Raw genomic sequence first — 24,079 nt, 5'->3', positions numbered from 1 at the left:
GGTGAGGAATCCTTAGTTGGGCTCAGGCCGGGTCAGGACCTGCCCAACTGCCGACTTCAACCGAAGATCGTGCGTCGGACGTCGTCCGCGCGCCAAGAAGGGAGCTCGTCATGCAACGCGCCCTCGCCGTTTCTGCGGCACTCGGCCTTGCGGGGTTCTGCCTCTTTCCCTGGTTTGGTGTCGAGTACGGCCTGTTCGAGCCGGATTGGATTGAAGCCGGCGGTTTGCTGTCCGAAGCCGGCGCCCCCGGCCTTCTTCACCTGCTTTTCCAAGGCCGGCTTTTGCTAGCGTTGCCTTTCCTGTCCCTGGCTCTGGCGCTGCTGTCGGCCTTTGATATGCGCTTCCTGCAAGGCCGGGAGCGATTGCTCCTGGTCGGGTTGGTTGCGGCCTTGCTGGCAATTGTCGCGCCGCCGTTCGTGGAACGCTGGACCGGACTCGAATTTTTGGCCGCCGTCAATTCCAGCGCGCTCGGCTATGGGGCGATGATCACCTGTGGGGGCCTGTTCGTTTGTGTGGCTATCGTCTGGTCGAAGTTAGGCTTGGGCAACCGGGACGCCTTCACCATCGCCTCAATCGGCCTTGTTCTGGTGCTTGTCGGCATATTTGTTTTCTACCCGATTTTGCACGTCCTGGTTCAAGCCTTCGCTCCCTCTGGAGGGCAAGGTTCGATCACTTCATTTCTCACCACCGCGGCCGGAAGAGATATCTGGGGTCTTGCGTGCCTGTCTGGCGGGCGCAGTTGCGGCGTGGCGATCAACTCACTGCTCCTCGGGGTGATGACGGCAGGCAGCACCACACTGTTTGGGTTGGCTTTCGCGCTTTTGATGACCCGCACCAACTTTCCCGCGAAAAAATTGCTGCGCGCCCTGACTGTCTTGCCGATCATCACGCCGCCTTTTGTGGTGGGCTTGGCGCTTATCCTGCTTTTCGGGCGTGCCGGCGCCGTAACGACCTGGGTGTCGCAAGTGGCGGATAGCGAAGCCGGGCGCTGGCTTTACGGTTTCTGGGGCGTTTGGCTGACACAAACGCTTGCGTTCACACCGATTGCCTTTCTGGTTCTGATCGGTGTTGTCGAGGGCGTCAGTCCGTCGCTCGAAGAGGCGGCCCAGACCTTGCGGGCAGACCTTTCAGCCACCATGCGCACGATATCGCTGCCGCTGTTACGGCCCGGACTCGCAAACGCTTTCCTACTGGGTTTCATCGAAAGCCTTGCCGATTTCGGCAATCCACTTGTCCTTGGCGGAGCGCATGGCTTTCTTTCCACCGAGATATACTTCGCAGTGGTCGGCGCCCAAGCAAATCCGGCGCGCGCGGCCGTTCTCGCCATCATCTTGCTCCTGTTCACTCTGGGCGCATTCTTGTTCCAGCGCCGTTGGGTTGGGCGAAAAAACTACGCGACCATTACAGGCAAGGGCGACAATGGCGCGCACACGCCATTGTCCAGCACCCATGCATTGACCGTCCATTGCCTCACGCTTCCCTGGCTTGCGCTGACGGTGGTTGTCTACGGCATGATCCTCTATGGCAGCTTTGTGAAGCTGTGGGGTCTCGACCACGCATTCACGCTCGACCATTATCGCGAAGCTTTCGGTCTTGGCTGGTCGGATGGCGAGCTGATCTGGAACGGCTCGGCGTGGGGCTCGCTGGCGACAACCCTCAGCATTTCGCTGATTGCAGCGCCTTTGACAGCCGCCCTCGGACTGTTGACGGCTTGGCTTCTGGTTCGCCAGCAATTCGTCGGAAAAAGCGCCTTCGAGTTTGCGACGATGCTAAGCTTTGCCGTTCCCGGCACTGTGGTTGGCTTGAGTTACATCCTGGCTTTCAACGTCCCGCCGATCGAACTGACCGGCACCGGCGTCATCCTCGTCCTCTGCTTCGTATTCCGTAACATGCCGGTCGGTGTTCGCGGCGGCATCGCTGCGATGAAGCAGATCGATCACAGCCTGGACGAAGCCTCGCTGACGCTTGGCGCCGACAGTTCGCAGACGCTGCGCAAGATCGTGCTGCCGCTGCTGCGTCCGGCCATTGTGGCGGCCATCGCCTATTCCTTCATCCGCGCCATCACCTCGGTGAGCGCTGTCATTTTCCTGGTAAGCGCCGACCACAACATGGCGACAGCCTACATCGTCGGTCTCGTCGAGAACGGGAACTATGGCGTGGCGATTGCCTACGCCAATGTTCTCATCGCCGTCATGCTTGTGGTCGTTATCGCCGTTCAGCTCGCTTTCGGAACCCGCCGCCTGCGGCGGCACGAACGCCTTGCCAAAATAGCGGCAGCTCCGGTTCGGTCATGAGCGCTGGACAAGGCAACGGGCGTCATGCGGCGGCAACATATGTTGCATAACACCGTCTGGCGCTCATCGACGGGGTCACGAAAGGAGGACTGTTTCATGCTGCAAACTCCGAGAGCGGCTGCAAACACGGTGTTTGCTGAGCATGGTCGCGTGGTGTTCGAGGCCGTGTCCAAAGCCTATGGGAGTGTGTGCGCCGTGGACGATGTCAGCTTTGACATCGAACCGGGATCGCTGGTCACCCTGCTCGGACCGAGCGGCTGTGGAAAAACGACTACACTGCGCATGATCGCAGGGCTGGAACTGCCGACACACGGCCGAATCGTGATCGGCGGCCGTGACGTATCGATGCTGCCCGCGACGTATCGCAACGTCGCCATGGTTTTCCAGTCGTACGCCTTGTTTCCCCATATGAGCGTGATCGAGAACGTCTCCTATGGCCTGCTGATGTCGGGGATACGCAAGACTGAAGCACGGTTAAAGGCTGAGCAGGCGTTGGAAATGGTCGGCCTCGCCGGCTACGGCGCTCGGCTACCCAGCGAACTGTCCGGCGGGCAACAGCAACGAGTCGCAGTGGCCCGTGCCGTCGTTCTGGAACCGGAAGTTCTATTGCTGGACGAGCCCTTGTCGAACCTCGATGCAAAGCTCCGACGCCTGGTTCGCGACGAGATTCGTTCCCTGCAGCAGCGCTTGGCCGTCACGACGGTCTACGTTACCCACGACCAGGAGGAGGCCATGGCGGTATCCGATGCGATGGTCGTGATGCAATCGGGTCGCGTCGCGCAGCAGGGAACAGCGGCCGAGCTCTACGAACACCCCCGGTCTTCCTTCATCGCGAGCTTTATCGGAGAAGCCAACCTACTAGAGTGCGAAGCGCGCCAGTCCAGGGACGGGAAATGGGTCGCGATGATCGCAGGCTCCGAGATAGCAGTTTCGGATGCGGCGCTCCTGGCCGGGCCGGCAAAGCTGGTGGTCCGCCCGGAGGCGCTTCGTCTAATTCAAGCAGAAGCCTATGACGGCTTGGTCGGAGAAATCGAATCCTGCGCCTTTTTGGGCGACAGGATTCTCTACCGGATCAACTCGCCAATCGGCCTGCTCTACCACACCGAATATCAGGCTCCCATCCGGAACATGGATTCGCGCTCGGTCGGACTGCTTCTCGATCCCAGCAAGCTCAAGCTTGTCACTGACTGAACCGAGTGAACCCTGAAGCCAAGTGCGGCTATCGCTTTCGACGAGAAGCATCGCCGGCGAGCTCTTTCGCGGGGTTCTCAATAGAGTAACAATGGACGAAATATGATCCAACGGCTTGCGACGAAGGACGAAATCCTCTTGTCATCGAGTTCCGTGGTAGGAGCACCCTACGATGTAGAGGAACTGCTTCTCGACCAATTCGAGGAGATGCCACAACAGCTTAAGCTGGCGGCGAAGTACATGCTCGATCATCCGGCGGACGTCGCATTCTGTTCGATGCGTGAAATGGCGCGCAAGGTAGCGGTCGGTCACACCACCATGATGCGGCTGGCGCATTGGATCGGCTTTGACGGCTATGAGGAAATCCGATCGCGATATCGTGCCATTTTCACTGCCGGCAACATACGGCCGCCGGTCGACGCGCCGCCGGATTGGGACGTTCAGGTTGGGTTTGACAACTTCATCGTCGCATTTGCGCGCCAAACGTCCCGTTTGGCCCTGGACCGGGAGTTCTCGCAGCAACTCGTAAACGCAGCCCAGACCTTGGCTCGCGCGTCGCGGATTTTTTGCCTTGGGCCAAGCTCCCAATATGCGGTCGCACATCAGTTCACTCATGCCCTGTCGTATTTCCGCAAGCCCGCCATCCTGCTGGATGACACAAGTGGCACTGGCATGGACGCGCTGTGGAACTCCAGTCCGGATGACGCTCTGCTCTTGATCTGCACTGCGCCCTACGCGCGCTCGAGCGTCGAGGTCGCGCGTAAAGCTGCACGCCGCGGTCTCGCGATCGTCGCCATCACCGATGATCGCCTCTCGCCGGTTGCCTCCCTAGCTCGCGTCAGCATACTGGTGCCACTCCCCAAGCGCTTTTACTTTCAGAGCATCACTCCAGTGCTGGCTGCCGCGGAAATCCTGGCCGGTCTCATCGCGCAAAGATCGAACGCCCAGGTAGATGATCCGGCCAAGCTTGCACTAGCTCGTTGCGGTAGTGGGTCAGTCGCGCTTGAGCGCGAGGCAAGGAAGCTTCATGTCCACGGCGAAGACGATCGCGCTCCCGGCAAATGACACCTCGATACAAATTTGGGCTTGCATTTCGGTCCAAGATTAGAGGCTGAAATCCGAGTGCTTAAGGCGAAAAAAAATAGCGGAGGAGCGGGCAAACGACGGCGATGCGTAGTTGCGACGGTGATTTTCGCCATCGTATGAACTGAGTTCGGGCCGCCAGCCGTCGACTTCGGGCGGCTAGCCGCAGGGAGTGATCAGAATTCCACTCGCGATCCGAGGCCCTTGTCGGTCGCGCGTCGCACAGCAAGATTTGCCACGACCAGATCCTGAAGGGACACGCCGGTGCCGTCGAAAATCGTAATCTCGTCCGCCGATCGGCGTCCATCGGCCATGCCCGCAATGATGGCGCCGATCGAACCGCGGATGTCACTTTCCTTGATCAGGCCCTGCGCGTAAGCATGCTGAAATTCGCCGATGCTGAGCGACTGCGATAGCTCGTCGACAAAGAGCGCTGCAGCGGAGACAAGCTGCGGATCAAGCTCCTGCTTGCCCCGCGTATCTGCCCCCATCGCGGAAATATGGGTTCCGGGCACAACCCACTCCCTTTCAACGAGCGCCTTGGTGGAGGGCGTGACGGTGACGAGGATGTCAGAGAGCCGGACGGCGTCCTCGCGGTTTTTGTGGGCGCGGTAGGCAATGCCAAGCTCGGTAACCGTCTTGCCGAAGGCGGCCAGATTGTCTGGCGAGGGATCCCAGGCGTGGACGGTCTTAATGCTGCGGACAGCCAGGGTCGCCTTGAGCTGATAGACAGATTGGGTGCCCGTCCCGATGATCCCGAGTGACTCGGAATCTGGGCGCGACAGGTGCTTCGTGGCGATCGCGCTTGCCGCCCCGGTGCGGATGCCTGTCAAGTAATTAGCGCTAACCAGAGCCAAAGCCCGTCCGGTATCGGGATCGAAAAGTAGGGTCGAGGACTGATGATTGGTCAATCCACGTGCCAGATTGTGTGGCCAATAGCCGCCAGCCTTTAGGCCGAGAAACGGCACAGAATTGTCCGCGCCGGTCTTTACGCCGAATACAGCATCCGCGTGGCCGACCACTTCCCGCACGACAGGGTAGTTCCTGGCTAAGCCGCGGGCCATGGCGCAGAAGGTTTGCTCGACCGCCTCCAAGGCCTCCTCGATGGCCACAAGATCCCGAGCAAGTGTTTCGGAAATGACTAGCATGGATACCCCCCCGCGGTCTCAGGCTTCGAGGATGAATTCGTCGATCATGACGTTCATGCCTGCCAGCATGCCGCCGTCGACCGGCAGGACCACTCCCGAAATATACGCAGCATCATTTGACCCTAAGAAGGAAACAGCCTTGGCGATGTCCATCGGCTCGGCGACGCGGCCAAGCGGATACCAGCGGCCAAGTCTCTCGAAGATGCCCGGGTCCCTTTGCTGGCGAATGGTCCAAGTGATGTTGTCGGTGCGCACTGAACCGGGAGAGACGGCGTTACAACGAATGCCGTCACGGCCGAATTCGGAGGCCACCGACATGGTTAGGTTGATAATGCCCGCCTTCGCAGCGCTGTAGCTCGGATTGCCGAAATAGCGCATCCCGTTTACCGACGCGATGTTGACGATGGCGCCGCCGCGCCGGGATCGCATGCGTGGGAGGACGGCGCGTATGCAGTGATACGTGCCATTGAGATTGATATCGATTTCGCGATGCCAGGAGTGGAGGCTCATTCCCTTGAGATCGCCTGCGGCGGTAAAGGCCGCGTTGTTGACAAGCAGGCTTACCGGACCAAGCGCGTCCTCAGCCGCCGCGAAGGCACTCTCCACCTGATCGGCATTTGTTATGTCAGTCTTGACAAAAACCGCACGGCCGCCGGCCTCGATGATCTGGCTGACCGTCTCTCTACCCTTGGACTCGTCGATTTCGAGAACTGCCACTGCAGCGCCCTCGGCGACCAACTGGCTGGCGATAGAACGCCCGATCCCGTGGCCCGCTCCCGTCACGACCGCAATTGTCCCGCCATGGCGAGCCATGTCTCGTCCCCCCGGTCGCCTGGTTCAGGCGGTTGCTCTTCTCAACGATCAACCACTACCGGCCGTTAATGCGGTCTTCCAATGCAGAACAAGCATGGCAGGATCAGTATTTCGCATTCGCCTTCCTAAACCCTGGGGCCGTACGGTTGCCTCGATTGGCTGGTCGCGTGAAATCCGCAGGAGCAGTTGGCCGGCGTGGCAGATGCAGGGAACATTCAATGAAGAACATCGTCGTTACCGGCGGCAGCGGCAAGGCGGGCAGGGCAGTCTGTCGTGGTCTGGTGGAGCACGGTTACAGCGTCTTGAATGTTGACGTGCAGGTTTCCAGGGATCCCGTCTGCCCATTCTACAAAGTCGATCTCAATGATCTCGGCCAAGTGATCGACGCTTTGCAGTGGAGCGGTGGCAAGGATCATCCTTTCCGCAAGTTCCGCACACCAGATGCCGTGGTTCATCTGGCGGCCATTCCAGCACCCGACCTGATGCCCGACGATGTCATTTTCCGCAACAATGTCGTGACAACCTATAATGTCTTTGACGCGGCCATCCGTGTAGGCGTCAAGCGGATCGTTTGGGCATCGAGCGAGACCACGTTGGGCCTGCCTTTCAGCCCGTCCAACCCGCCGTCCTACGTGCCGGTTGACGAAAATCATCCCATGCGACCGGAAAGCGCCTACTCACTGTCGAAGGATCTTGGCGAGGAAATGGCCCGACAGATGCAGCGGTGGAACCCCGAGACGACCTTCATTGGGCTCAGGCTTTCCAACGTGATGGAGCCGGCGGATTACGACCGCTTCTCGTCCTGGCAGGACGACCCGCATGTCAGGGAGTGGAACTGCTGGGGCTACATCGACGCGCGCGATTGCGCCCAGGCGGTGCGCAAGGCGCTGCATGTTGATCTTGTCGGCGCAGACCATTTCATCATCGCTAACGCCGATACCGTGATGGAGCAAGAAAGCGCTGAGCTCATGAAAGCGGTCTTTCCAAACGTACAATTCAAGCGCGAGATCAAGGGCCGCGAGACATTGTTATCGATAGATAAAGCGCGACATGTCCTCGGTTACGAGCCGGAGTTCAATTTCGGGCGAATCTAGAACGCGTCGCCATAAGTATACTATTGCAACACAGCAGAAGGTGATAAAGTTCGCCTTTTGTTGTGCTGCGCTTGTTGTGATAAGCATCCTGGGTAACTTAATGCGCCCTATGCCGCATCTTCATGCCTCCATGCGATAATTGTATTTTCATCGATCGTTTTGCCGGCGCACAGTGTCTTGGTCAGTGCGGCGCCTGAGTGCTGCCGCCCCAGGTCGAAAAGAAGAGAAACACCTCATGAGGAGAACAAATTCATGACTTTCAGCATTCGCAAAGCGATGGCTGCGTCAGCCCTCGCTGTTGGCATGGCTTGGGCGAGCAGCCCGGCTTATGCCAAAACGCAGGTCAACTTCACTGTGGCGGAGTACAGCTCCAAGACTGGCCCGTACTTTGAGGAAGTGGCGGCGGCCTTCGAGAAGGAGAATCCCGACATCCATATCAACATCCAGGTGGTGCCGTGGGATACGCTCCTGCAGCGGCTAACCACCGATATAGCCGGCGGCCAGGCTCCCGACATTTCGATCATCGGTACGCGCTGGCTGGTCGACTTCGCCTCCCAGGGCATCGCCGAGCCGGTCGATTCCTACCTGACGCCGGAATTCAAGTCGACCTTCATCGACACTTTCATGGCGCCCTCCGTCATCGACGGCAAAACCATGGGGTTGCCGGTCGCCGCCTCTGCCCGCGCCATGCTGGTCAACACCGATCTGCTCGACAAGGCCGGCGCCAAGGCTCCCGCCAACTGGGACGAGTTCTATACGACTGCCGAGAAGCTCAAGGCTCTTCCCGACACCTTTGCCTTCGGTCTGCAGGGCAAGGAAATCGAGACCGACGCCTATTTCTACTACAGCCTTTGGACTCACGGCGGCGACATCCTGAAGGGTGATGGGACGTCGGGCCTCGATACGCCCGAGGCACTCCAGGCTGTGACACTGTACAAGAAAATGATCGACGAAGGACTGACCCAGCCTTCCCCGACCAACTACACCCGCGAAGACGTTTTCAACCTCTTCAAGCAAGGCAAGGTCGGGATGGTCTTCACCTTCCCGATGCTCATTCCTCAGATCAAAGCCGAGGCGCCGAACCTGAAGTACAAGGTCCTGCCTTTCCCGGAAGGCAAGGCCAAGGCGACCTACGGTGTGACCGACACGCTGATGCTCTTCTCCTCCTCGCAAGTGAAGAAGGAAGCCTGGAAGTTCATCGAGTTCGCCTACAAGGACGAATGGCGGACCAAGTTCGATCACGGCGAAGGCTTCCTGCCTGTAACGAAGAATGTCGCGGCCGAGAAATACTACAGCAGCGATCCTGATATTGCCGGCTTTGCAGCGGGTCTGCCCTATGCGAAGTTTGCTCCGACCATTGCGAATTGGGAAGAGATCGCCGACACGACAGTTCGCGCCTTGCAGCAGATCTATCTTGGCCAGGCCAAGCCTGACGAAGCGCTCAAGGCTGCCGCTGCCGATATCAACAAAATTCGCAGCAAGTAGGCGCTGCCGCGAAAGATGGGCGGGCGTGGGGTAGCCCGCCCATTTCCCTGAGCGAGCCTCAATAGCCGTGGAACGGGATCATGAAATCGCGGACGCGCGTACCGACGACACCCCTGTTGATGATCGTGCCGAGTTTCCTTCTGGCGATGTCGATCATCGGCTATCCGATTCTTGACCTCGCCTGGACGTCAATGCAGGAGGTCAGCCGCTTCGGAAAGATGATGGGCTTCGTCGGCTTAGCGAATTTCGCCGAAGTGTTTCGTGATCCGCTTTTCTATTCATCATTGGTGCGCACGGTGATCTGGACGGTCGCGGTGGTTGGCGGAACGCTGATCATATCACTGCCGATCGCGATAATGCTTAACGACGATTTTTATGGTCGGGGCCTTGCCCGCGTAATTGTCATGTTGCCCTGGGCGATTTCACTGACCATGACAGCGGTGCTCTGGCGCTGGAGCCTCAACGGCCGCGCCGGACTCATCAATGCGACGCTGTTGGATTTCCACATCATCAGCGAGCCGATCGAATGGCTCGCCACCGCTCCGCTTGCCTTCACCGTCGAGACCCTTGTCGGTATCCTGGTCTCCATACCATTCACAACGACGATCTTTCTCGGCGGCCTGTCCTCTTTGCCGCAGGATTCTTATGAGGCTGCGGTTGTGGACGGCGCCAAGCCCTGGGAGTTGTTCCGCTATATCACGCTGCCGCTGATGAAGCCCTTCATCAACATCGCGATAGTGCTCAACGTCATCTATGTCTTCAATTCGCTTCCAATCATCTGGGTGATGACGGAAGGGGGGCCCGCCAACGGCACCGACATCCTGGTGACCTATCTCTACAAATTGGCCTTTCGCTTCGGCCAGCTCGGTAAAGCATCTGCGATCTCGCTTATCATGTTCTCTGTGCTGTTCGTCTTCACCATCGCCTATGTGCTGATGGTGATGCGGCAGGAACACGACAGCACTGACGAAGAGGTGAAACATGACGCCTAAGCTGAAGAAGAGCCTTCTTTACTGGCTTTTGCTGTCACCGCTTTGCGTTGTTATACTGCTGCCATTCGGCATCATGTTCGTGACCGCCGTGCGACCACGCGACGAACTCTTCGTCTACCCGCCGACCTGGACCTTCAGTGAATTTCGTTGGGAAAACTTCGTCGAAATGTGGGTAAAGACCAATTTCGGCGGTGCGCTTCTAAATAGTCTCTATGTCAGCCTGACCTCGACGATCATCGCCATCGTGCTCTCTATTCCTGCCGCTTACGCGCTGTCGCGCTACCGCTTTTCCGGCAAAGGGCTCTACAGGAATTTCCTGTTGATGACACAAATGATGTCGCCGATCGTGCTTGTCCTGGGCCTGTTCCGGCTAATGGTGCATCTCAACTTGGTCAACAGCCTCAATTCGCTGGTCGTCACCTATGTCGCCTTCAACATGGCCTTCACGATCTGGATGCTGCAGAGTTACTTCAACACGATTCCGCGCGAGCTCGAGGAAGCGTCGTGGATAGATGGTGCAACCAGCTTTACCAGCTTAGTAAAGATCTTCTTGCCGCTGGCCGTTCCTGCCATGGTCGTGACCGCGATATTCACCTTCATCAACAGCTGGAATGAATTCGTGCTGGCGCTCACCTTGATCCGCAGCCAGAACGATTACACGCTGCCGGTACAGATATTCTCCCAGGTGGCTGGACGCTACCAGGTCGAGTGGCACCACGTCATGGCCGCGACTGTGCTGGCCACGGTCCCTGTCGCCATCGTCTTCTCCTGGCTGCAACGCTACCTCATCCGCGGCATGGCGCTCGGAGCGGTCAAATAAGCCTTGGAAACATAAGGACCTCCCAATATGGCATCGGTTACCATCAGCGGCGTCGAGAAGTGGTTCGGCACCCTGCAGATCCTTCATGGCATCGATATCGACATTGAGGATCAGGAGTTTGTCGTCCTGGTCGGGCCATCCGGCTGCGGCAAATCCACGTTGCTGCGCATGATCGCCGGACTGGAGCCGATCTCGGACGGCGAGATATCGATCGGGACACGGGTAATCAATGACGTTCCGGCCCGTGACCGCGATATCGCCATGGTCTTTCAAAACTACGCTCTCTATCCGCACATGAGCGTCTATGACAATATCGGCTTCAGCCTGAAGTTGAGGAAAAGGTCGAAGCAGGAGATTTCGGAAAAGATCAACGAGGCCGCCGAAATACTCGATCTTACGCCCTATCTGGAGCGCTCGCCGCGACAGTTGTCGGGCGGACAGCGACAGCGCGTTGCCATGGGCAGGGCTCTGGTCCGGGATGCGCAGGTCTTCCTCTTCGATGAGCCGCTTTCGAACCTGGATGCCAAGCTTCGGGTTGTCATGCGCACTGAGATCAAGGCTCTTCACCAAAGGCTCAAGACCACATCGGTCTATGTGACACATGACCAGATAGAGGCGATGACGATGGCGGATCGCATCGTCGTCATGAACAAGGGGCGTGTGGAGCAGATTGGTACGCCGATGGATCTTTATGACTTTCCGGCCAATCTGTTTGTGGCGGATTTCATTGGCTCGCCGTCAATGAATTTCATTGAGGGTATCGTTGCTGCTGACAACGAGGGGCCTTTTGTAATGGCCAAGGATAGAACCCGACTCGCCATTTCACGCGATTCGTCCGCCAAGCTGGGCCAAAAGGTGGTCTACGGCGCGAGACCTGAACATCTTGTGTTGTCGGGCGGAAGCGAAGGGTTCGGTGCAACAGTCGAAGTCATCGAGCCGACTGGCCCCACCATACAGATCTTTGCAGATGTCGCGGGACAGCGAATTTGCGCGCTGTCTTCTGAACGACGTACCCACAAGCCGGGACAGAAGCTCAGATTGCATTGCCCTGAGACGTCCGTTCACCTTTTCGATGCATCGTCAGGCGCAAGGATTTGAGAGCGTCTCTGGCAAGTCTCTGTAGCGAATGCCATCCCGAAGCGCGTTGAGTCGAAAATGCTTCGAGCGACGCACCTTCTTCCCAAACCGGCAGGGCTGCTGACTTCGAGCTTCGAGCGACATGCATTAAAGCCCCTGACGCGAGGTTGGCGCAGGGGCTTTCTTTTTTACCAGGCGCGAGGCCTGCAATCAGAGCGGCGCTGAACCGTCGCAGGACATCCTCAACAGCTCCTCACCAGCCGTTGATGCGCGGCCACTCCACGATGTCGCCATCTTGGTTCCCGGCAACGGCATGATATCGATCGTACATTGCCGCGGTCATGCAGGCATGGTTGGGGAGAATCCGCACCTTGGAACCGACCGGCAAGGCGTCATAAGGGAAGGGGCCCTGGCTCACCAGGAGGCCGTGTTCCTGGTAAACATGGCCAACAGTGACCCCGGAAATCCGTTCTTGGCAATGCACGTCCATGACCATGCCGAAGCCGACATCCTCCGGCAGACCCGAAGCCGCCGTGCTGCGATCCTTGGACAAGGCAAGCGCGCCCGCATCGATGAGGGCAGTGTTGAACTGGGGCCGGTGGCCGATGACCGTTGCGAGAACCGAAAGCGAAATGTCCTCTCGCCCACAGGAATAGATCTCGGACTGCATGACATCGCCGAACATGTAGACGCCGCAACGCACCTCCGTCACACCGGCGAAGTTTACGCCATGGGTCGCTGTCGGTGTCGAGCCGACGCTAACGACCGGAACAGCAAGGCCAATCGCCCTTAGTCGTTCAGCAGCGGACACCGCTACGGCACGCTCTTCTTCCGCCACCTTGCGGATGTCCTCGATGGTGCGCGATTGATAGGAATGACCGGCATGGGTCAGCACGCCCTCGAGCCGGGTTCCCGGCAGTTCGGCAAGCGCCCGCCCGATATCCAGCAATTCCTCAGAACCGCTAAGAACGCCGGCACGCTGCTCGCCTGAATCGAGTTCGATGAGAACGTCAACCACAATGCCCAAGTCGAGGGCCTGGCGGTTGACTTCCCGGACAAGGCCTAGCTGGTCGAGGATGACGCTCACCTTGATGCCGCGTTTGACGAGCTCGGCGATCCGGGCCAGCTTGTCAGGCAGAACGGTAACGCCATAGGTGATGTCGCAGATTCCGTGGCTTGCGAAATATTCAGCTTCCTTGAGAGTCGAGACCATGACCCCGCCGAAATTTCCGGCGATCGCTACGCGTGCAACCTCAATGGATTTCGCCGTTTTCATGTGAGGCCGAAACCGGACGCCATGGTCTTTGAGCCTGTGGGTCATCCGGCGCGTATTCGCCTCGAGCAGTATCCTGTCCAGGATCAGGCTCGGTGTGCTGAGATTATTCAATTTCATGGTTCCCCTTGCGCAATTCGTGTCGGATTTCAGGCGCGGGGCCACATAACGTCGCGGTCGACGGGGAAAATCGGCCGGGGCAAAAACTTGAAATCGAAACGTGTGAGAATTGGCGATGACAGGCCGGGCGCGTCCACCTCGATCACCTGGTCTGGTCCGAAGAATTCGTCAAAGCCGGCACGGAAATGACCGCGTGATTTTACGACGATCGAACGCGCCTTGCTGATGTCGATCCCCATCATCTCGAAGAAGACTGGGTCGGCACACTGTGTACGTATGGAGATGATGACAACCTTGATGCCTTCGACGTCGAGAAGCACTGTCGTGCCGAGATCGAGCCTGCGATTGGCGTAGAAACCTCGGCGGCCGACACAATCGCCGTCGCGGATCCGTAGCACGGTCGCATTGGCTTCAAATCGGCGGGAGAACCTGTCTGGCTCAACCCGGTTGAAGACCGCCCGGAAACGAGCGCCTTCTCCCAATTCCATGGCCTCCCGCGCCAGCGCCGGATCGTTGAAAATGCCAAGCACGGCTCCACTGGCTCGAGCCTTGATCAATGCTTCGAGAAGCCATGTTGTGTTGCCGTTCGCCCCGCCGCCGGGATTGTCGGCGACATCGGCGAGGATGACGGCTGGCAGGCTCGGATCTTCTCCAGCCGCAACCGCCTTTGCCACCGCCTCGTCAAGGGGGGTAAGGTGTGGGTCATAGCGCCGATAGTCACGCCAGGCAAATTCGGCAATGTCCTGGGCTACCGCTTCGGCGACGGCTCGGTCGCTACGGGCGGTCACGATGATGCACAGGCCGTTTTTTGCGGTATCGGCATAGGCAAAGCCGCCGAGTATCGAGACATTCATGATCTCGCCGCCGGACTTGGCCTGACCATATCTCATCAAATCGGCGTAGGGTCCCTTGTCGGTGAGAAGCGTCACGGTCGGCGGGCAAACTGGAAGACGGATGATTGCAGACGCCGGCCGCAATCCGGAAAGCATGGAGCTCAATGCAAAAGCCGCCTCGCGACCGCGAGCTACCATGTCGACATGCGGATTGGTCTGGTAGGCCACCACCAGATTGACTGCCGCAACCATCCGATCGGAGACATTTCCATGAAGATCGAGAGTCGCGACGATGGGGCAATCTTTTCCGACCACGGAACGGGTCATTTCGAAGATGTCGCCGTCGGGATCTCGGTCCTGTGTGGTGATCATGGCGCCGTGGTTACATATGTACACCCCGTCGAGCGGCATTGTCGCTTCAAGCCTACCTTTCATGTCTTCCAATGTCTGGGCGAAGAAATCATGGTCAATCGGTCCACCTGCCTCGACAAGGCCGATCAGTATCGGAGCGGCTTCCCATTCGACGGATATGTCCATCGTGGCGCAGAAGCTGTGCATTTCCGCTGGGATCTTCGACTCGTCCTTACGGAGCTCCTCGGCCATTTCGATGCCGGCCACATAGAGCCGACTAAGAAAATCATCGCGCCCAGTTACCGGAGCGAAGCTGTTGCTCTCCAGCATAAGTCCTAAAAGGGCGATTTTCTTTTTTCGAAACATAGACCGCGCTCTCTCTTGCACCTGAAGAAAGGATAGACCGGTGTATCGGCCTCCTCCAATGCAAGCTTGGCCTTGTTCGATGCGTGAAGGGTATCAGTAGTTCTCGGGTGAGAGGGGTTCTGCCAGCCCGGCCTCACCGTCCAGGATGGACCACAACTCTTCCGCCATCGCGGGCAGCCGCTCGCGCGAGCGGAAGATGCGAATTTCAACGGGGATGAACCATTTTTCGCCGCCAGCCAATACAAGGCTGCCGGATGCCAGTTCGTCTGAGATACTGCTCTCTGGAAGCCAAGCCATGCCTCGACCCTCGCGACTTAGCGTTTTGAGCACGGCCGCCAGTTGGCTGACGAAAACCTTATCCAGATAGACCGGTTCTTCCACATTGTTGATCATGTGTTCGACAGCCTGCCCGATCGCAGACGTTTCAGTATAGGCTAGATAGTGGACGGGCTCTTCCTCTGTACCAGGAAGTTTATCAAGCGGGGAGCCGGCGGAATCGGGCAGTGTAACCGGTAGTAGCCGATCGGTGCCGACAAGCTTCGAGGTGAAGTGCATCGGAGGCAAATTCATCTCGACCTGCGGGTGAGCGTGGCTGATGGCAAAATGGGATTCACCCTTGATCAGCGACTGCATGCAATCGTTGAACTGGCACGAATCCAGTCTGATGTTGAAGGTATGGGTCTTGGCCTCGATCGACCTGATCCAGTTGGGAAAGAAGGTCAGTGAAAGGCTGTGCGTTGCAGAAAAGCGGATGAGATTGGCCGAAGTCTCACCGACCCGGCGTGCATCCTCCCGTCCTTGAAGCAGTCTTCTAAGTACCTCCTCGGCGACAGGCCGGAATCGTTCGCCCGAGGGCGTTAGACTGATCGGTTGGGTGGTCCGATCGAAGAGCTTCGCGCCGACCCAATCCTCGAGGCTCTTGATACGTCGGCTGAAGGCCGGTTGGGTGGTATAGCGCGCCTCGGCCGATCGAGAGAAATTTCGAGTGTCCACCAGGCTGAGAAAGTCCTCAAGCCAACGGCTTTCCATTTCGCACTCCGGTCACTCGCTTTATTGGTACTATTGTCAAAACGAAAGCCATGCCCTGTCAAGTTATGACGTCGTTTCGCGATCCTGCCCGTAGTGCCGGTAGGGGATATCGAGGCGGTACTGTCGATAATTTACAGCCTGATCCCGACGTTCTTGGTCTGCACATAGCCTAGAAGGGCTTCCTGTCCCTTTTCTCGGCCGTAGCCCGAGCGCCGCGTCCCGCCAAAGGGCGTCTCAACACCGCCGACCCACCAGTCATTCACATAGATCTGGCCAGCGACGAGACGATCGGCGGTCCAGAGAGCAAGCTTGAGGTCGCGGGTAAAGACTCCAGCCGCGAGACCGTAATCGGTCCCATTGGCAATAGCGATAGCTTCCTCGGGAGTGTCAAACGGGATGACAACCAAGACCGGCCCGAAGAATTCCTCCTGCGCGATGCGCATATCCGGCCGAACGTCGGTAAAAATCGTTGGGGGCAAGAAATATCCCTCGCGCGCGAGCCGCTTCCCGCCTGTTGCAAGGGTGGCGCCTTCGGCAACGCCAACTTCGCACAATGTCTCGATGCGCCGCAGCTGGCGCTCAGAGATCACAGGCCCCATGTCGCAGTCCTCAACCCCCGGGCCGACAGTCCGCCGGGTTGCCTCGGCCTTGAGCTTTTCAACCAGCGGCCCGACGATCGAACGATGAGCCACGAGCCGCGAGGCGGCCGAACAGATTTGGCCGGCATGATGCAGTATGCCGCGGGCGATGTTTCGCGCCGCATTGTCGAGGTCTGCGTCCGCGTAGGCAATGGCGGCCGATTTGCCACCAAGTTCCATGACGCAAGGGATAACCCGCTCTGCAGCCGCTCGTAGCACGCTCTTTCCTGTTGCCACCGACCCTGTGAAGACGATGTGGTCTATATCCTTATGTGCAACGAGAGCTGCCCCCGCCTCGGGGCCATAACCGCAAACTATGTTGACGGCGCCTTTGGGGACGCCAGCGCGTTCGCAGGCTTCTGCCAACACGAAGAGACTGAGGGGAGAATCCTCCGGCGACTTCAGCACGACCGTGTTGCCTGTAACGAGGGCGCAGGCGATAGATCGAGCGCCCACCGGAAGTGGTCCATTCCAGGGCACAATCTGAGCAGACACGCCGTAAGGCGATCTAATCGTATAGTCGACGACGTTTTCTCCAAGCGGGATCTGCCGTCCCTCCAGCTTGTCAGCCATCCCACCGTAATACCGAAGGTAGCGTTGGGTGAGCTTCACCTCGTTGTACCCGGCGGCGCGCGTCTTGCCGTTGTCGTGGATTTCCAGCTCGGCGATCTCATCCGCAAGGGTTTCGAGCTCCCCAGCAATCGCAAACATCAGTTCACCGCGGGCCGCCGGCGTTAGTGACTGCAGCCGGCGTTCTTGGAAGCAACGCCTTGCCGCAGCAACGGCTAGATCGATCTCAACGGCTCCGCCGCAGGCGACGTGAGAGATAACCTTGCCATTGCCGGGGTCGAGGATCGGGATCGAGCGTCCATCAGAACTATCCAGCCATTCGCCGCCAATAAAGTTTCGCCAGTAAGGTCGAATTTCCGCAGCCACGATGCACCCTATGTTTCTTCGCTGATTATATCCCAGGGTAGGGCTTGCACGGGGAGGGGGCCAATGTCTTTCGTCGATAACGTGATGTAAATTTGGAATAGGGGGTCCACGCCACCACAGTACCTCCCCTGCCCATGCTGAACGAATCCGGCTCCAACTTTCCGTAGCAGACGCCATGCGTAGGGGTGAATAGGACGGGTCAAAACTTCGGGCGGTGGCTGTTACTGGAAGTCCAACTGTGCCATCGACGAAAAGCCGATCCGCTGGGCGGCAGGCGACATAGCCGAAAACCGTCCACTCCTATTGCGCTGGCACTCCGACTTGCCGATGCATTCAAGAAAGGGCTTAACACCGAGTGCCGCCAGCCATACCGCAGATGCATAGGAATATCCGAGCTTGGCATTCCACATCGCGCGCGGGGCCGCGTAAGCAAGGCGTGACGGTCCTATTTCAGTGGCCGCGCGGGAGAGTGCAACTGCATGGGTGTGTTTGATCGGCTTCGCCTTGATGGCAAGCGCGTGTTCATCACGGGCGGAAGTCGGGGGCTGGGGCGTGAGATGGCCCTCGGGCTTGCCGAAGCTGGCGCCGACATTACTATGGTCGGCCGCACAGTGGAAATTCTGGACAAAACCGCCGCCGACATCCGCGCGCTGGGCCGCAAGGCCGCGACCATCGTTGCGGATATGAGCGATCCCTCCACCTGCGAAGCCGCCTGCCTCGAGGCGGTGGCCGCGCAGGGTAGCTTTGACATCCTCGTCAACAATATCGGCGGGCGGCGGATGAACGTACCCCTCGAGGATATGCCGTTTGATCAATGGAAGGTACTGATCGATTTGAATCTGACCTCTACCTTCCTGTGCTGCAAGCACATAGGCGGCGCGATGATCCGGCGAGGCCAGGGCGGGCGCGTGATCAACCTTGCCTCGATTAACGCCATGGTCGCGGGCCGCAACATCCAGGGCCGGCATTACGAGACGGCAAAGGCCGGGGTGCTGATGCTAACCCGCAGCCTTGCAGTGGATTGGGCCCGGCATGGAATCACAGTCAACGCGATCTGTCCCGGTATTTTCGGAACCGAGCCGAACAAGCTTTGGGCACAGAAGAACCCGGAAATCATCGAAGCCTATGTGCAGAACATACCGATGGGCAAGTTGGGAGATCCCGAAGACCTCGGCGCGCTGGCGGTTTATCTGGCCAGCGACGCCGCCCGCTACATGACCGGGGCGGCGCTGGTGATCGACGGCGGTTATGTGTGCCTTTAGGTTAGGTGCACTTGGCGCATTGGTCTTAGGCGGCCAGAAGATCGAGCGTGAGGGCTGCCCATCGCATGCCAAGGAGATTGACAGTGCGCGAATATTCGATCGCCGCAATTCCTGCAGACGGAATTGGGCCAGAGGTTATTGATGCCGGCATCACCGTGCTCGAGGTGCTGGCCGAGCAGCGCGGCGACCTGAAGCTGGAATTCAGCCACTTCGATTGGGGATCGGATTATTATAAGCGCAATGGCGTCATGATGCCGGCCGACGGGCTGGAGCGGCTCAAGAAATTCGACGCCATCTTTTTTGGCGCCGTCGGTGCGGTCGACGTATCCGACCATGTCACGCTTTGGGGACTGCGGCTGCAGATCTGTCAGAGTTTCGATCAATACGCCAATGTACGGCCAACCAAGATCCTGCCCGGTATTGCTTCTCCGCTGCGCGACGTCAGGGCCGGCGACCTCGACTGGGTGATCGTGCGCGAGAATTCGGAGGGTGAGTATTCAGGCGCCGGCGGGCGGGTGCATCGCGGCCTGCCGGAAGAAGTCGGCATGGACGTGTCTGTCTTCACGCGCGTCGGCGTGGAGCGCATCATCCGCTACGCCTACCGGTTGGCGCAGTCTCGACCGCGCAAGCTCTTGACCGTCGTCACCAAATCGAATGCGCAGCGTCATGGCATGGTGATGTGGGACGAGATCGCCGAGAACGTCTCGCACGAATTTCCCGACGTGACCTCGGACAAGATGCTGGTGGACGCCATGACCGTGCGCATGGTGTTGAAGCCGCAGAGCCTCGACACGATCGTGGCGACGAACCTTCATGCCGACGTGCTTTCAGATCTCGCAGGCGCGTTGACTGGCAGTCTTGGCGTTGCGCCGACGGCCAATATCGACCCTGAAAGGCGTTTCCCGTCCATGTTCGAGCCCATTCACGGATCGGCATTCGATATCGCCGGCAAAGGCATTGCCAACCCTATTGCGACATTCTGGACCGCGGTGCAGATGCTCAGTCACCTGGGCGAGCAAGGGGCAGCCGATCAGCTGATGCGCGCCATCGAGCGCGCCGGTGAAGCCGGCATAATGACGCCCGATGTTGGCGGCAAGGCAACCACGCGCCAAGTCACCGAGGCGGTCAGCAACGCCATACGAGGGCGCAACTTTTTGATGGGCTGACTTTGCGCTGCCGCTCGTCGACGGGCCGGCTAGGGCAGCCGGTCACCCAGGAAGCACTGCACCTAAAATGTTTCGTTGCAGGGCGGCGCTATAGGTTCCGTCGTTCGCAAATCGATCCCACAGAGCGAAACAGGTCGTGAGCGCGGCCAGAGCCAAAATTGTGCGCTTTGAACTCCCCAAAGCGCCCGAAAACGCCCAATGGTATGTTCGCCTCAGAATGCAAGCTATTGCTAATATAGAAGGCGGCCTAGCGCGATCCCTATGCCAGTCGCGAGTCCAAAAGCGGTATGTTCTAGCAAGCGGACGGCAAAGGCAATGTAGCGGCTCCGCATGGGCAGCGGGGGCCAGGAGGCATGAAAGCTCATCCAGTGCCCTACAAGATGACGAACGACCGCGACGGGCAGAAGCCGAGTGTGGCTCGTAATACTGGGTTGGCCCGCCTTCTACTGCCCCGCGGCATGAAGATCACAGAAGGAACGCCTGTTGCAGGGAGGGGCGGTTCAGGGCTTTCCGGTCTGGTCGTTTCGTCGCCAGGGTGTGAACGGTCCGGAGCGGCGTTATTCGCCATTTCGCATAACGGCGGATTATACGCTGATTCCGATATCTTTATCTTAATAGAGGAAACGGCCCGTCCCGCGCGGCCACTCAAGGCGTCAGTTCAGTCAAAACACTAAATTCGATACGAACGCGCGCCCGAGGTCATTCTCGCGAGACCATGCGTTAGATAGCGCTCGGGTATGGGAGTCGGCCCGACTGTTCCCAAGCTGTCAGCCTCACTCTTCAGCCGTGTCCCGACCGTTCGCCTCGCTAGGCAGCTTGATGATGTAGTTAATATCGTCGAAATGTTCGATCGTATAGTGCGCGTCGGCATCGTATTTTTCACCATCCGCGTTGAATTCAACAGCGAAGAATTTGCGACCGCTGTCAAATGAAGAGATCACCGAATCAGATAGGGATGATACCGGCGATCTAGATAGCTTGTAGCCTACGGTCTCTCCTTCCATTATCTTTCCATCGGCGTCCTTGTAAGCTATCACCAAAATAAACCTTAGCATGAACTGAAGCTCAGAATAACTGGCGACGTCCGGTTCGATATAGCGCTGCTCGATAAATTCCTCAGCTTCCGGGGTAAGCGTGATGTTCCTTACTATCTTCATTTCATACAAAGCCCTATAGTCGAAGGAGTGCCAAACCTTGGACTGGCTGGATGACTTTCTTTCAGCGGCGGCCGCCAATCCGCTCTGGGACAAGCTTGATCGATCCACTCACCTGGGCGGCAGTCCTTCTCTTTGATTCAAGCCTGCTATTATCTGCGGCGTCAGGCTTGTCCATGCTCATGTGGGGTTAGTTCGTTGCTTCTAGGAATCCATCATATTGCAATCATCTGCAGTGACTACGAGCTGTCGAAGCAGTTCTACAAGAATAAACTCGATTTCGTCATCATCGACGAAAATTGGCGCGCCGAAAAACAATCTTGGAAGTGCGACTTGCGGCATGGTCCTGTCCAGATCGAATTGTTCAGTTTTCCCATGCCACCCAGCCGGCCGACCAGGCCTGAGGCATGCGGACTACGACACGTAGCATTCTCGGTGGACTCAGTAGAGGCGACAGCCCGGTTGCTTCGGGCACGAGGCGTCGACGTTGAGCCTATCCGCGTAGACCCACACACGGGACGTTCGTTTACTTTCGTGGCAGACCCCGACGGTCTCCCCATTGAGTTCTACGAGGATCGGGGTTGACAGTCGGAGGACTGCGACGAGAAGAGCGCGGAGCTGCTTGCACCCGGCTGATGGTCACAAAAGTGAAGTCGCACCAGTCGTGCGCCTCATTAGACAGTTTCTAGCCGGCTGAACCGAACCGGGATGACTTTCCGAGTCTCGAGTTGCCCTGCCGCATTCTTGTCGATGATGGTCAGAAACTGTGCCTCTTCAGACGCCAAAGGCAGAACAAGGCGTCCCCCTGGCTTGAGCTGTTTCAGCAAAGCCGGCGGCGTCCGCTCAGCCGCCACGCTAACCAGGATCTTGTCGTATGGGGCGTGCTCGGGCCAGCCGCGAGACCCGTCTCCGACGCGAATAGCGACATTCGAGAAGCCAAGGCCCTGCAGCAGAGCTTCGGCATGGCTTGCAAATTCCTCGATGATTTCGACGCTCCAAACCTGTCCTGCGAGTTCCGCCAGGATCGCGGATTGATAGCCTAGGCCAGTCCCGATCTCGAGCACTGCCTCGTGCGGTTGGGGAGCAAGGAGATCGGTCATCAGAGCGACGATGAAGGGCTGCGAGACGGTCTTATCGAAGCCGATCGGCAACGGCATGTCCTGATAGGCATAAGGCGCGACCGCAGCTGGCACGAAGAGATGTCGCGGGATCCGCTGCATCGATGCCATCACCCGCTCATCGAGCGTTGCCTTGCCGAGTTCTTCGCTTGCAAGGTCGGCATGGATCGCAATCATCTCAACCATGTGCCTGCGTAGAACCGCAAGGTGCTCTTCGTTCATCGGTTTCATGACGGCAAGCTTACCTCGACCAGCCGCTGCCAGACAGCTTTATATCCTGTTCGTCTTGTCACAGTAACCGACAAGGCCGATGCGCTGGGCATTGCCCATTTTGATGCGTACGGACTGGTTTCGCCAGACCTACCCCACGCGACTTTCGCTGACGCACCGGCGCAGCCTGAAGGCCAAGCATCCTCGATGCCAGCGCGCTGAACGCTGCGAGCCCTGCCGGTGACCTTGTGGGCTCGCGATCTGCGCGCGTCTGGTGTCACGGAAAGGCAGGGCGTCGGGCGCTAGGCTGGACCAATCCAGCAAGGTCGCTGGGCACACCAGGACCAAGACGGCAGAGAAGCATGATCGCGCCGTTTTGGAAGCCGCCGATCGCTTCGCCGAGGCTCGGCTTTAAGCGCCGCGAACAGAGCGGTAACGCGCGGTAACGGATTAAGAAATTCGCAAGGAATTTCAAACGGCTGGTCAGCCGCTAATTTAACGCGCCTTTAAACCGCCGCATCTACTCTGCAACCCGAGCGCCATCGGCACCGGGGACAGCAAGCGCAGCGCATGGCGAACCGCAGAGACAGTCGCATCGAACCGAGCTTCGAGGGCTCGCCGCAGGCGAAATCCTCCGATGGCTTCTCGGTCAGCGAGGAGGATCGCGTCGTGCCGGCAAATCGCAAATCCGCAGCAAAACGCAAATCCGCCAAGGCGAAATCCTCGCGTCGCGGTCGCGACCGCAACCGGCGCGGGCTGGTTTCCGTCTTCGGCCGGCTGCTCTACTGGTGCTTCGTGCTCTGCATCTGGGGCGGCATCGCGATGGCCGGCGTCGTCGTCTATTACGGCGCCAAGATGCCGGCGGCGACGACTTGGTCGATCCCCGACCGCGCGCCCAACATCAAGATCGTCTCGGTCGACGACCAGCTCATCGCCAATCGCGGCATGAGCGGCGGCGAGGCCGTCGGCCTGCACGAAATGTCGCCCTATATCCCCGAGGCCGTCGTCGCCATCGAGGACCGGCGCTTCTATTCGCATTTCGGCATCGACCCGATCGGGCTGACGCGCGCCATGGTCACCAACGTTCTCGGCGGCCACTTCTCGCAGGGCGGCTCGACGCTGACGCAGCAGCTTGCCAAGAACCTGTTCCTGACACCCGATCGCACGCTGGAGCGCAAGGTGCAGGAAGTGCTGCTCGCGCTTTGGCTGGAGCACAAGCACAGCAAGGACCAGATCCTCGAAATGTACCTCAACCGGGTCTATTTCGGGTCCGGCGCCTATGGCGTGGAAGCCGCCTCGCGGCGTTATTTCGGCAAGAGCGCGCGCGATGTCTCGCTCTCGGAGGCAGCGCTTCTCGCCGGCCTCTTGAAGGCGCCATCGCGGCTGTCGCCGGCGCGCGATCCGAAGGCGGCTGAAGAACGCGCGCAGCTCGTGCTCGCCGCCATGCGCGAGGAAGGCAAGATCAGCGACAAGGAATACAAGGTGGCGCTGAGCGCGCCGGCGACGCGCTCGCCCTCCTATTGGACCGGCTCGGAGAACTACGTCGCCGATACGGTCATGGAGGAGCTGCCCGACCTGATCGGCGATGTGCGCGGCGACATCGTCATCGACACCACCGTGGACCTG

20 protein-coding genes are annotated in these 24,079 nt (G+C 58.8%); 12 read left to right on the top strand and 8 right to left on the bottom strand.

What is annotated here, in order from left to right:
• Positions 1–110 precede the first annotated feature (110 nt).
• The 3 genes from EOA38_RS04750 to EOA38_RS04740 all read left to right on the top strand — a co-directional run bounded on the left by EOA38_RS04750 (position 111) and on the right by EOA38_RS04740 (position 4,550).
• Complete coding sequence (locus EOA38_RS04750) at positions 111–2,294, top strand: iron ABC transporter permease (protein ID WP_127298609.1); 2,184 nt, start codon at positions 111–113, stop codon at positions 2,292–2,294.
• A 96-nt stretch (positions 2,295–2,390) separates the two neighbouring features.
• Positions 2,391–3,485, top strand: coding sequence for an ABC transporter ATP-binding protein (locus EOA38_RS04745; RefSeq protein WP_127298608.1), 1,095 nt, complete (start codon positions 2,391–2,393; stop codon positions 3,483–3,485).
• Between the two features lie 102 nt (positions 3,486–3,587).
• A complete protein-coding gene (locus tag EOA38_RS04740) occupies positions 3,588–4,550 on the top strand; it encodes a MurR/RpiR family transcriptional regulator (RefSeq protein ID WP_127298607.1) in 963 nt (320 codons plus the stop codon).
• 194 nt (positions 4,551–4,744) lie between these two features.
• Here the strand turns inward: EOA38_RS04740 and EOA38_RS04735 are convergent, their stop codons facing one another.
• Together EOA38_RS04735 and EOA38_RS04730 are read right to left on the bottom strand one after the other, a co-directional pair.
• The gene (locus tag EOA38_RS04735) at positions 4,745–5,716 is read right to left on the bottom strand and encodes an ornithine cyclodeaminase family protein (protein WP_127298606.1); all 972 of its coding nucleotides are present in this window, start codon (positions 5,714–5,716) and stop codon (positions 4,745–4,747) included.
• An 18-nt stretch (positions 5,717–5,734) separates the two neighbouring features.
• Positions 5,735–6,529: a glucose 1-dehydrogenase gene (locus EOA38_RS04730; RefSeq protein ID WP_127298605.1), complete on the bottom strand. Its 795-nt coding sequence runs from the start codon at positions 6,527–6,529 to the stop codon at positions 5,735–5,737.
• A gap of 218 nt (positions 6,530–6,747) precedes the next feature.
• Between EOA38_RS04730 and EOA38_RS04725 the strand changes: the two genes are divergently transcribed.
• From EOA38_RS04725 to ugpC, 5 genes are all read left to right on the top strand, one after another.
• Positions 6,748–7,623, top strand: a complete 876-nt coding sequence (locus tag EOA38_RS04725) for an NAD(P)-dependent oxidoreductase (protein WP_127298604.1) — start codon at positions 6,748–6,750, stop codon at positions 7,621–7,623.
• Positions 7,624–7,926: 303 nt separating this feature from the next.
• Positions 7,927–9,108 (top strand): sugar ABC transporter substrate-binding protein, encoded by a 1,182-nt coding sequence (locus tag EOA38_RS04720; RefSeq protein ID WP_245480762.1) that lies wholly within the window; start codon positions 7,927–7,929, stop codon positions 9,106–9,108.
• Between the two features lie 119 nt (positions 9,109–9,227).
• Positions 9,228–10,100: a sugar ABC transporter permease gene (locus EOA38_RS04715; RefSeq protein ID WP_245480761.1), complete on the top strand. Its 873-nt coding sequence runs from the start codon at positions 9,228–9,230 to the stop codon at positions 10,098–10,100.
• On the top strand, positions 10,090–10,920 hold the full coding sequence (locus EOA38_RS04710) for a carbohydrate ABC transporter permease (protein WP_127298602.1): 831 nt from the start codon (positions 10,090–10,092) through the stop codon (positions 10,918–10,920). The genes EOA38_RS04715 and EOA38_RS04710 overlap by 11 nt, the downstream gene beginning before the upstream one ends.
• Positions 10,921–10,947: 27 nt before the next feature.
• Positions 10,948–12,018, top strand: a complete 1,071-nt coding sequence (gene ugpC, locus EOA38_RS04705) for a sn-glycerol-3-phosphate ABC transporter ATP-binding protein UgpC (protein ID WP_127298601.1) — start codon at positions 10,948–10,950, stop codon at positions 12,016–12,018.
• A 232-nt stretch (positions 12,019–12,250) separates the two neighbouring features.
• On the opposite strand, the gene EOA38_RS04700 is transcribed toward ugpC, so the two are convergent.
• The 4 genes from EOA38_RS04700 to EOA38_RS04685 form a co-directional block, all read right to left on the bottom strand.
• Complete coding sequence (locus EOA38_RS04700) at positions 12,251–13,435, bottom strand: alanine racemase (protein ID WP_245480760.1); 1,185 nt, start codon at positions 13,433–13,435, stop codon at positions 12,251–12,253.
• A complete protein-coding gene (locus EOA38_RS04695) occupies positions 13,420–14,940 on the bottom strand; it encodes a M81 family metallopeptidase (protein ID WP_127298600.1) in 1,521 nt (506 codons plus the stop codon). The genes EOA38_RS04700 and EOA38_RS04695 overlap by 16 nt, the downstream gene beginning before the upstream one ends.
• A 93-nt stretch (positions 14,941–15,033) precedes the next feature.
• Entirely contained in the window at positions 15,034–15,969 is a 936-nt protein-coding gene (locus EOA38_RS04690) for a LysR family transcriptional regulator (protein WP_127298599.1), read from the bottom strand.
• Positions 15,970–16,100: 131 nt separating this feature from the next.
• The gene (locus EOA38_RS04685; RefSeq protein WP_245480759.1) at positions 16,101–17,543 is read right to left on the bottom strand and encodes an aldehyde dehydrogenase family protein; all 1,443 of its coding nucleotides are present in this window, start codon (positions 17,541–17,543) and stop codon (positions 16,101–16,103) included.
• Between the two features lie 479 nt (positions 17,544–18,022).
• Here EOA38_RS04685 and EOA38_RS04680 point away from each other — a divergent pair, with 479 nt between their 5' ends.
• Both EOA38_RS04680 and EOA38_RS04675 read left to right on the top strand, forming a co-directional pair.
• The gene (locus EOA38_RS04680; RefSeq protein ID WP_127298597.1) at positions 18,023–18,805 is read left to right on the top strand and encodes an SDR family NAD(P)-dependent oxidoreductase; all 783 of its coding nucleotides are present in this window, start codon (positions 18,023–18,025) and stop codon (positions 18,803–18,805) included.
• Between the two features lie 83 nt (positions 18,806–18,888).
• Positions 18,889–19,971, top strand: coding sequence for a tartrate dehydrogenase (locus EOA38_RS04675; protein WP_127298596.1), 1,083 nt, complete (start codon positions 18,889–18,891; stop codon positions 19,969–19,971).
• A gap of 773 nt (positions 19,972–20,744) precedes the next feature.
• On the opposite strand, the gene EOA38_RS04670 is transcribed toward EOA38_RS04675, so the two are convergent.
• On the bottom strand, positions 20,745–21,221 hold the full coding sequence (locus tag EOA38_RS04670) for a hypothetical protein (protein WP_127298595.1): 477 nt from the start codon (positions 21,219–21,221) through the stop codon (positions 20,745–20,747).
• 39 nt (positions 21,222–21,260) lie between these two features.
• Between EOA38_RS04670 and EOA38_RS04665 the strand changes: the two genes are divergently transcribed.
• The gene (locus EOA38_RS04665) at positions 21,261–21,710 is read left to right on the top strand and encodes a VOC family protein (RefSeq protein WP_348627509.1); all 450 of its coding nucleotides are present in this window, start codon (positions 21,261–21,263) and stop codon (positions 21,708–21,710) included.
• Positions 21,711–21,799: 89 nt separating this feature from the next.
• Here EOA38_RS04665 and EOA38_RS04660 read toward each other — a convergent pair whose 3' ends face one another.
• Positions 21,800–22,474: a protein-L-isoaspartate(D-aspartate) O-methyltransferase gene (locus tag EOA38_RS04660; RefSeq protein ID WP_127298593.1), complete on the bottom strand. Its 675-nt coding sequence runs from the start codon at positions 22,472–22,474 to the stop codon at positions 21,800–21,802.
• A gap of 549 nt (positions 22,475–23,023) precedes the next feature.
• On the opposite strand from EOA38_RS04660, the gene EOA38_RS04655 reads away from it, so the two are divergent.
• On the top strand, positions 23,024–24,079 hold a 1,056-nt coding region (locus tag EOA38_RS04655; RefSeq protein WP_145965921.1), incomplete at its 3' end, for a transglycosylase domain-containing protein.

Origin of the sequence: Mesorhizobium sp. M1E.F.Ca.ET.041.01.1.1, assembly GCF_003997355.1 — a bacterium.
Lineage (GTDB): Bacteria > Pseudomonadota > Alphaproteobacteria > Rhizobiales > Rhizobiaceae > Mesorhizobium.
The sequence above is the reverse complement of the archived record's forward strand: the minus strand, read 5'-3'. Positions and strand labels throughout refer to the sequence as shown.

Bases quoted from the DNA above. Each gene is read 5' to 3' on its own strand.
- EOA38_RS04680 (WP_127298597.1), top strand. From the start codon at position 18,023: ATGGGTGTGTTTGATCGGCTTCGCCTTGATGGCAAGCGCGTGTTCATC.
- EOA38_RS04660 (WP_127298593.1), bottom strand. From the start codon at position 22,474: ATGAAACCGATGAACGAAGAGCACCTTGCGGTTCTACGCAGGCACATG.
- EOA38_RS04690 (WP_127298599.1), bottom strand. From the start codon at position 15,969: ATGGAAAGCCGTTGGCTTGAGGACTTTCTCAGCCTGGTGGACACTCGA.
- EOA38_RS04730 (WP_127298605.1), bottom strand. From the start codon at position 6,529: ATGGCTCGCCATGGCGGGACAATTGCGGTCGTGACGGGAGCGGGCCAC.
- EOA38_RS04710 (WP_127298602.1), top strand. From the start codon at position 10,090: ATGACGCCTAAGCTGAAGAAGAGCCTTCTTTACTGGCTTTTGCTGTCA.
- EOA38_RS04715 (WP_245480761.1), top strand. From the start codon at position 9,228: ATGATCGTGCCGAGTTTCCTTCTGGCGATGTCGATCATCGGCTATCCG.
- EOA38_RS04740 (WP_127298607.1), top strand. From the start codon at position 3,588: ATGATCCAACGGCTTGCGACGAAGGACGAAATCCTCTTGTCATCGAGT.
- EOA38_RS04725 (WP_127298604.1), top strand. From the start codon at position 6,748: ATGAAGAACATCGTCGTTACCGGCGGCAGCGGCAAGGCGGGCAGGGCA.
- ugpC (WP_127298601.1), top strand. From the start codon at position 10,948: ATGGCATCGGTTACCATCAGCGGCGTCGAGAAGTGGTTCGGCACCCTG.
- EOA38_RS04735 (WP_127298606.1), bottom strand. From the start codon at position 5,716: ATGCTAGTCATTTCCGAAACACTTGCTCGGGATCTTGTGGCCATCGAG.
- EOA38_RS04695 (WP_127298600.1), bottom strand. From the start codon at position 14,940: ATGTTTCGAAAAAAGAAAATCGCCCTTTTAGGACTTATGCTGGAGAGC.
- EOA38_RS04720 (WP_245480762.1), top strand. From the start codon at position 7,927: ATGGCTTGGGCGAGCAGCCCGGCTTATGCCAAAACGCAGGTCAACTTC.
- EOA38_RS04745 (WP_127298608.1), top strand. From the start codon at position 2,391: ATGCTGCAAACTCCGAGAGCGGCTGCAAACACGGTGTTTGCTGAGCAT.
- EOA38_RS04750 (WP_127298609.1), top strand. From the start codon at position 111: ATGCAACGCGCCCTCGCCGTTTCTGCGGCACTCGGCCTTGCGGGGTTC.